This is a genomic window from Nitrososphaera sp. AFS (assembly GCF_009898475.1).
GTDB lineage: Archaea > Thermoproteota > Nitrososphaeria > Nitrososphaerales > Nitrososphaeraceae > Nitrosopolaris.
This window is the reverse complement of sequence record NZ_QURE01000054.1, coordinates 1737-10322: the sequence shown is the minus strand read 5'-3', so window position 1 is coordinate 10322 and position 8586 is coordinate 1737. Positions and strand designations below refer to the sequence as shown.

6 protein-coding genes are annotated in these 8586 nt (G+C 37.8%); 2 read left to right on the top strand and 4 right to left on the bottom strand.

The genetic code is table 11. The features are described from left to right. Nucleotides 1–389 precede the first annotated feature (389 nt). Nucleotides 390–542: a hypothetical protein gene (locus DYY65_RS07355; protein ID WP_162477328.1), complete on the bottom strand. Its 153-nt coding sequence runs from the start codon at nucleotides 540–542 to the stop codon at nucleotides 390–392. Nucleotides 543–1088: 546 nt separating this feature from the next. Beyond that, nucleotides 1089–1961: a hypothetical protein gene (locus tag DYY65_RS07350; protein ID WP_162477327.1), complete on the bottom strand. Its 873-nt coding sequence runs from the start codon at nucleotides 1959–1961 to the stop codon at nucleotides 1089–1091. Between the two features lie 159 nt (nucleotides 1962–2120). Here DYY65_RS07350 and DYY65_RS07345 point away from each other — a divergent pair, with 159 nt between their 5' ends. Both DYY65_RS07345 and DYY65_RS07340 read left to right on the top strand, forming a co-directional pair. After that, complete coding sequence (locus tag DYY65_RS07345; RefSeq protein ID WP_162477326.1) at nucleotides 2121–2498, top strand: hypothetical protein; 378 nt, start codon at nucleotides 2121–2123, stop codon at nucleotides 2496–2498. A gap of 255 nt (nucleotides 2499–2753) precedes the next feature. After that, the gene (locus DYY65_RS07340; RefSeq protein WP_162477325.1) at nucleotides 2754–2972 is read left to right on the top strand and encodes a hypothetical protein; all 219 of its coding nucleotides are present in this window, start codon (nucleotides 2754–2756) and stop codon (nucleotides 2970–2972) included. A gap of 465 nt (nucleotides 2973–3437) precedes the next feature. On the opposite strand, the gene DYY65_RS07335 is transcribed toward DYY65_RS07340, so the two are convergent. After that, on the bottom strand, nucleotides 3438–5324 hold the full coding sequence (locus DYY65_RS07335; protein WP_162477324.1) for an ATP-binding protein: 1887 nt from the start codon (nucleotides 5322–5324) through the stop codon (nucleotides 3438–3440). Then, the gene (locus DYY65_RS07330) at nucleotides 5324–7225 is read right to left on the bottom strand and encodes a hypothetical protein (RefSeq protein WP_162477323.1); all 1902 of its coding nucleotides are present in this window, start codon (nucleotides 7223–7225) and stop codon (nucleotides 5324–5326) included. The genes DYY65_RS07335 and DYY65_RS07330 overlap by 1 nt, the downstream gene beginning before the upstream one ends. Nucleotides 7226–8586 lie beyond the last annotated feature (1361 nt).

Here is an 8586-nt window from a genome sequence, read left to right as displayed (position 1 = left end):
GAATAATCCTATTTACAATTAAAAACTAATGGGCTCCTGATTAAACACTTGTCCATTATAAAATTGCATACCCTCATGTAAATACCAATCATGTATTCCTCTAACTACACGTAATTGATTTACGCCATGTTCTTTTTCTTCTGATGCATACCATCTATGTGGTGCATGGACTAGATGGAGCCTATGGCCAAGTATTCAAACACTTTTTGCGATGCTCCCCTTGGAATAGTACTTTCGATAGACACAAGATCTCCATCTCTTTGCTTCTTTTGATAATCTCTCCGCTATTGACAGTAGCCCTTGTATATTGGGTAAAAAGATATCTTCTGGAGCATGTGTAGAGATGCAAATGATGTATACATCGAAATCTCCGAAATCCCGTGCTCTTTTTATCCCTGCCATCTTTTCGGCCCTGAAACTATAAACGTTGCTTTTATATTCGCATCGAAGCCATAGGCTTCAAACCCTTTTTCCTTTACATATTTAGCTACTGGTAATCCTAACTGCCTTAATCCAATAACTAACACTTTGTTTAATTGCATGCTATTGTCATCACGCATAAAATGGACACGTTTTTTTTGTAATACAATGCCCTTTTTTAGGATAGTCCTCCCTGTCTAGATACTTCTTTCCTCGTCCTTTTATGTTCTAATACTAAACCTCTCTTATTAGCGGTCATACTGTGGTCCGTCATTATTAATGATATAAAAAAGTTGTATAGATCTGTACTAGTATTCGATAAAATATCTTATTAAGAATTCATGTAATAGATATGGTCTACCATATCAGATATTTTACTACATTTACCATATTAACTATCAGTACCAGTTATCACATAACCATACTAAGAGTAGTTAGTTGGCCTTAGTGTATCATGAATAATTGCATGCTATACAAATAGTTAGCTCGCAGTAGCGGAAATGTTGATGGCGAAAGTGACAGTAGTTAATGGTTCTTCTTTTCTCTTGATTTTACCATATTGTATCATTGATTCTACTAGTGGGACGTGGGGTACAGATTGTCTTATGTAACAATCAGAACCAAACCTGCGGTCTTCTAGCAACATTAATTTTGTCTATGAGATTGACTTATCCTCCGAAATGTGAAAATGCACCATGGAAGAAATCGTGTCCTCCGCCACTCCCGTGGTGAGAGTCGCCACTGTCACCGCCATCGTTGCTATCATGACTATCACTTCCAGTATGTGTATGGCTACGATCATGTTCGCTGCTACTGCTACTAGAGCTGTGGTGTGTGTGGTGTGAAGGATGGTGTGTGTGACTATGTCCGCCCGAGGGAGAGCTGCTAGCGTGAGTTGATGATGGATCAATTAGTGAGCTACTGTTAGCAGATACTGGTAGGACGGAAGTCGTGTTAGCTCTATTTAATGTGCTATTTGACTGGGCTAAGGTGCTATTTGACAAGACTGATGCTGATGATAATGGTGAAGTTGTACCGTTCGATTTAATTGCAATCTGTTGTTGTGATGGTTGTGGTGTTGTTGATGATGATGGTTGATTTATCCCTGTCAAGTTGATACTATATGATTTAGTAAACGCCGGGTTAGCATTGCATGTAAGCTTTGCCGTAACTCGATTCGCCCCCGCAGTGAGGGCAGTATAGGTGGGTGAAAGCGTATATTTCCATTGTGAATAGTTGTCTGCACCCTGTCCTATCGGTATAGTATTTTGGTAGGGTTTTTTCTTGTCTACAATTATTGAAACTTGACATTTAGAACTTGCATTGTAATTCGAACTTCCCAATAGAGTTACATTGTGGCCGATGCCTACTTGCTGCCCTCTATGGGGGGATGTGATCTTAACTACAAAGGGTGTAGTTGTAGTAGGTACGATCCCGTGGACCGTCCCTACTTGCGAAGAAATCCATACCATAGATAGGATAGCGAGAATTAAGATTCCATGAGATTTTGCTGCGACTGGTCCCTCTTTAACGGTCACCATATATTTTAGCTGATCACAACATTTTATAAAAGAATTGGCAAATTTACTATTACAGAAGGAATTGACTATGATTAAGACGGCCACTACGTTCTAATAAATTAAAAGATTGATAATTCCTTCCAATTCTGAAGCAGACCTTTGTGAAGGAGATTAACTCGAATGCTAAAGATGGATTGCAACCTGTATACAGTCGAACGAAGTTTCTTCAAAGTCGGTGAAGTGTATGATGTTTCACGCTGTTTGGACTGTGGATTTGAATTCTATGAAGTATACAGAAAGCAGGGAAAGTGGAAGCGATGGTATGAAAGTGCAGGAGTATCTGAGAGATATACAAACGATATGGAATCCCCACGACAAGAAATGGGCCAAACAATAGAAAGGTATGCAGAGGATATGAAACATTTAAGAAAGAAAACTGAATATAGATTACCTTCCTATTCTTCTACGTCTATGGTATATCGTTGTATTGCTCTACGCAAGTTCACTGCATCTATTTTAGGTAGTTTGGACAATATAATATCATTTGTGTCGTTTTAGTGCAATGTTCAGTTGCATGCTGGTGTTTAACAAACACTCCCGGCAGCTATCTTTTGAACGTATGAAATATAGCCTAAAATGCTTGTTTTTCACATACATGGACTTAATTCTTGTCCACAAGCTCCAAAAAAATAAAAATAGTATGCAGCCGAGATGTGATAGTGATAATTCTACGAGGATATGCAAGAATTTTAACTAAAACTACACTGATTAATGTTCTAACGTCTTCAAATATTATGTTTCTCAAACATGAGAATGCCGGTAAAGTTAGGCAAAAAGAAATATGAAACGTTCTCAGGTGCATCTGCTGCAGTTCAGAAAAAGAAGGGTATTTCAAAGAAAAGGGCTAATGCTTATGTTGCAGCCATAGAACGCAAGCAAGGAATAGAACCTAGGACAGGAAAAAGATCAAAGGCCAAAACGAGCAGTCGACAGAAAGGTAAGACAATTACAAAGAAAACAATAACAAGGTAGGATAAAAATGGTATTAAATACATTATGGACAATAATTATAGTCATAATAGCGATAATCATAATAGTACTGCTGCTGAAATTTCTCTTTGCAGTTTTAGTGATCATGCCAACTGATCTACACTACATCTTGCCTTCGCAGCATATATTGAATCCCTTGATTAGTTGATTAGCAACCCCAATCAACCTACGGGCTAATATGCTTATGCGATCTGTTATGCGCTAAATCTTATAATGGTTAAATTAGATATTGACCTGCCTTGACCGTGAACTGACACCAAAAACATACAATCGCAAAACATGTGCCATTATAGGAGTGGCATCAGTCCTATCAATTTCTCTTTTGTCGGCGGCTGCAATCCTTTCATTACAATACGGCCTCGTGACAAACGCTCAGGGTCAGAAGTTAAACCAGACGGTAGCAGTCTGATAATTGACAGGAGATCCACTTGATTAATAACGAACCAATCAATCAAGTATCGAATCTTCATTATTGGTAGCATGAAAGAAAACCGGTACATTCTGTGTGTTTGTTGCTTTGAAACTTGTCATAAGCCAATCACCATTTTGAAACATAAGCGTCCTATCCATAAACGCATCATCAATAGCAAATGTATCTGAAATTAACTGTCTATCATAAGGTCTTGGCATAGTACTTACAAAATAGCTGTGAAGTTGCTGGAGTGCATTTGTGTTAAGATGTGCAATTCTCTGAGTACTTATCCATCCATTCAAATTATACTTTCTTCCGTGTCTTAATAATCGCTCAACTGCTCTACTTGAATTATCAGTCCCATCTTCCTTTCTTTTCTCGGCTGGAATAAATTCCTGAGCCTCATCAAAGACAAATACTATTCTGGGGGTCAAAGTAAAGCTACTCTTTCTCTTTCTGAAAATTCGGTCTATTATTTCAGCACAAAAGTACCTAGCTACATCTGCCTCCGGAAGATTAATTACAAATAGTTTCGGAGATAAAGCACTCTCATCTAGTATTTCATTTACAAGGTTGGTTGTGCTATATGTATCATCATCAGTTTGAGGAGAAATATCTTCCAATGCTAATAGGAGATTATTGAAAATGGAGAGAATAGCTGCATCAGCCCTTAGCTTGGCTGCTGATAAACGGTCCTGTATGGATTTTATCAATGGTTTTATCTCAGTGCCCATTAGAGAATCCTCATTTAGCTTCTTTTCTTTCATGAAATGTTTAATCATATTTACTACAGCCGGTATGAGGACTTTCTGTCCTGCTGCTCCAAATTTTTCATTCGTCAAGTCTGCTAATGAGCGCAGAAGCCCTCCATATGTGGCAAACTGTATCATTAATTGTTCAGATTCAGACGGTATAGTAAGAGTCCTTATCTTATCTTGAGAAATAATTTCCTTCACGGACTCGAGAATCATTTTTTTGACTTCTAGTAGTGCTTCTGGAACTACACACCTCACTAGATAATCTTCTGCCAAATTATCTACTACAGAGATATTTTTGGTGGCATCATCAGTATGGACTGGCAAAGGCTCAGTTAAGATTATCCTGCTTGAAATTGATCTCAGTAAATCCAAAATATTAACCCCATATTCAGATGAAATATCAAAAATGACAAACTTGACATCAGGTACTGAACTCATGGCTTTTCTTATTACCGACGATGTAAGGTTACTCTTGCCTGATCCTGTAAAGGCAAATACTCCTGTATGATAGTGAAGCAACTTCTCTACGTTTACCGTAAATGGGATCTGACTATCTGTCGCGCCTAATAAATGTCCTATTGTATAATGTTCCAAGTTTGCATCATTAGATTGCGGTGTAAAACAGATGAACTTCTGCACAGTCTTATCACTCAGTAACGCTATTTCAGAGCCAGTTAAAGGTGCAATATTCTTTCTTATGAATTGCGTCTGAGTTGCACCACCACCACCACCACCACCACCACCACTGCTACCAGTCAATTGCATTATATATCCAGTAGGTGCAGCGACAATTTCTATCCATGTGCTCCTAGAACCCTGCTGCCACTCCTTTTCTATTAATGTCATAAACTCTTTTCTAATAGCTCCAGGTTGATTACGATCGAGTGTCTGCATACTATAATGCATCGGATAGATGTCTGCCACTTCATATATAGAGTAGTTATCCTTTGAGTTAACCCCCAAAACATTGGGTATAGCTATCAGTCTTCCAGCTTCAATTTTTTTAATCACACTTGGCGAGTAATTGGCTTCTATTTTAGCCGTTTTAAATGTGATTGTAGCCTTCCCATCAGCAGTCGGTCGAGTATTTGCAGATATTTCTCTGAGTCTTGCTAGGAAATTACCGTCCAAATTATCAAATATACCAGTTGCTTTCTGCAACATTAGCTTCTTTCCCTCCTAGAGTTCTCTATGCGTGTTCTGAAATCTCTGAACTTTTGTTCGTACAAGATCTGTTGATCAAATTCACTATTGGCCAATACCAATGCCACAGTTGACAAATAGGCTGATCTCATTTGACCAAGAACAGATTTAGCCTTTTTATCTGCCAGAAATAATGGGTAATTATGACCTATGGCTTCTGGTATAACTTCTAGTGCCATTGAACAGAGAATATCCATTACAAGATGCGATATTTCACAATCTTTATCAAAATGAATAATTGGCTGGATTTCTTCTTCCACATTGCCATCTAAATGTTGCAGCAAAAGTTCTCCTTGTATATCAAAACCAGGATAACATGGCCTATCATAAGTAAACACGTGACTTCTCACAGTAATGTCATTTTCACTTTGCCAAAGTTGTATGTAAGATTTGACAAACATCCTTTCTGCTGAAATAACATTTTTGTGAGCGCCCTTTACTTTTGCTTCATTTTTTTTGAAAGGCTCGCTTTTAGCAGCTACCACAGGAGCTATTGTTCTGAAGCATGAATCAAACTCAAAAGTTCTCCAGGGAGCCTTAATGGATTGTCCGTTAATTATACTAGCAATCTGCAAAAGCTGCTTATCGGTGTTAAAATTAGGTAATCTTCCTATACAGCCTGCTGTACCTGAAAGACGGATTTTGTTAGCATTTTGTAGAACTGGAACAATCGCTTTAGATAGCTCTGCTGCAGCTGTATCTTTTATCAATCCTATTATCAGTACTTTCTTTTCCCAGGCCATTCTTACAAGAGCATATATCATTATTAGTGTCATGTATTCCAAATCAGTTGAGGTTATCCATTTTTTCTGTTTATTTACATCCACATCATACTCCTCATAGATTAGTGGATGTTTATCTTCTGGGGTATCAAAAATATGACGAGCTACCATCATGACAGCAGAAAAGACCCGCTGCCAGTAATCTTTAATTTCTTGTTTTACAACAACGCTATAATTATTACTAGCATGAGTGTCTTCTTTTAGTATGGAAAACCGTTCATCGAATTTTGCCAAATCCTTTACAAGCTTCTCAAGTCTCTGTGGCTTGGCATCAATTTTTCTTAATAGTTCTTCATATGAAATTGAAGTAATTCCATTTCCCATTAATGAGATCAACTTGTTTATTGCAGCAAATTTTATAAGGTGACTTCTTGCAACAGGGATTTGTAACTTGTCATTTGGATGGAGCATTCTTGCCAATTCTAAATCTAGAGGAGATACTATTCCAAATTCTGTTTCTATTCCTTGCAAAACACATTTCCTTTCGTTGAGCATTTCGTCTACACTCCACATAAGATGTCCAACTTCGCCTGCAAGCGTTCTGTCAAGTATGACTAGTTTTAGATCAGGATCTTGATACAGCGACTTTACAGCCATATAGTATTCGGCAAATTGCATTAGAATAGAAGGCAGCCGTTCTGGATCAACTTCGACGCCTCCCTCTGTTATCTCGGCTGCTACATTTGATGCGTCTTCCTCGTGAATAGGTACTGCAGTTGAAACATTTGCCGTGTTGCCCATTTCTAAGATTTCTCCACAGCTGCAACCGTTCTTCACAAACTCAAGCTGCCCTGTATATCCAAAAGCGCCAGCATAGAAAATTAGCATATCAAGTTGTTTATCCTGACTTTCTGTTCCATCTATAGCAATAAATGAAACCTTTTGCTTACCAAATAATTTCACTGCAGTCTCCTTTGCCGTCTCTACATCATATCCTTTACGCAAGAGAACTTGGATATCATCTGAACATTTGGATAATGATTCAGTCTTATTTCGAAAGGATGACATAAGATTACGTGTAGATGATTGAATTATTTTGATTAGCCTGTCATCATCACTGTTGCTGTTGTTCTGGCTCATTTGATCATCATTTTTACACTTTACGGGTATGATAATGAAATTTCCAGACCGCTCCTACTACCTTCTACTATAACTGTTTGCAAATATTGTAGTTGACTCAATTTAGCACCGAGTCGACACTACACACTAATATCTATAAAAGATTACCTATCTCTAGTCGTAGAGGCATTCCAGTCATACAATAAGCCTATTTAATGCCACAATCTGCAGTAAATCTGTAAAAAAGCCTTTTATTGGGCTTGCAGTTACATATAGCGCAGATCAGGTTAGTCATGATGGCTTCCTGCGAAAAGAATATCACATTTCTTGTCAGTCCTGCCACATTTACTGTGCTGATGTTGTGCGCAGAGTAGCGTTCAAGTCTCTTTATGGGGTTTGTCCTCTTTCGTCCTCATAATATAGCAGCTAGTTTTCAAGCTTTTCACATTAAGGGTTAAAGTCTTACTTGTCCTGCTTTATACTGCCTGGGAGGTAAGTCTATTGCTAACGCTTCCTTTGTACAAGATATCTCTTTATGATTTGTCCTCTTTCGTCCTCCTGGTCACCGAACAGGTGTGGCAAATGCTTCACAGTTTTTGCTCATTCTAATTGCCAACCTGATCCATCTACTAAAACAATAATTGTTTCCTGGGAAATCAATTTCCTTCTCGTTTGTCCGTCGAGGTTCGAAAGTGACTAGATTGATTGGCTGGTTGATTAATCTCATTATCTATTTTATAATACTTTGTGTACTTGTCCAGCTCTAAGAAGCTCAGTTCAACCTTGCTAGAGATATATTTTAAACTGAATGGATGCATTGTACAGATTATGCCTACAGCATTTGCACCCTAGTCGCAGTGTATGGGTCTTGATTGAAGGTTGGAGTATCTCTGCATCCAATGGGATTTTTTTTAAACTTTGTATCAAGGTATTTTGTTCCTACTATGTCGACTATACACAACAAATGCAGTATGGCTTACAAGACAAAAAGACTAAAAATAATAAAATCTGATCTTGATATCACTAGATTTGAAATTGCCATATTTTGCTAGTAAGCAGTGTAAAAGAAGGGTTTGTATGAATGAAACTACAAAGATTCTCTACAACGATAACAAAAACTATCAATGTCAGAACACAATGTCATTATGTCATGGCATCTGAGATATTCAATCTCTTAAATTGATAGACTATTATTGGGATTCAATATTTTGGTCTGACTATTATGGACAGGTTTATTTGTATTAGTGTTAGTAGACTATTTCTTCTGGGCATAAGGAAATATCATACAGACATATGTCTAGCCTATAATCCACAGGCTAACTAACCTTACTACCACGTACCTGGGCAGATGCAAGATTTTCAATGTCATCACTCCAGTTAAA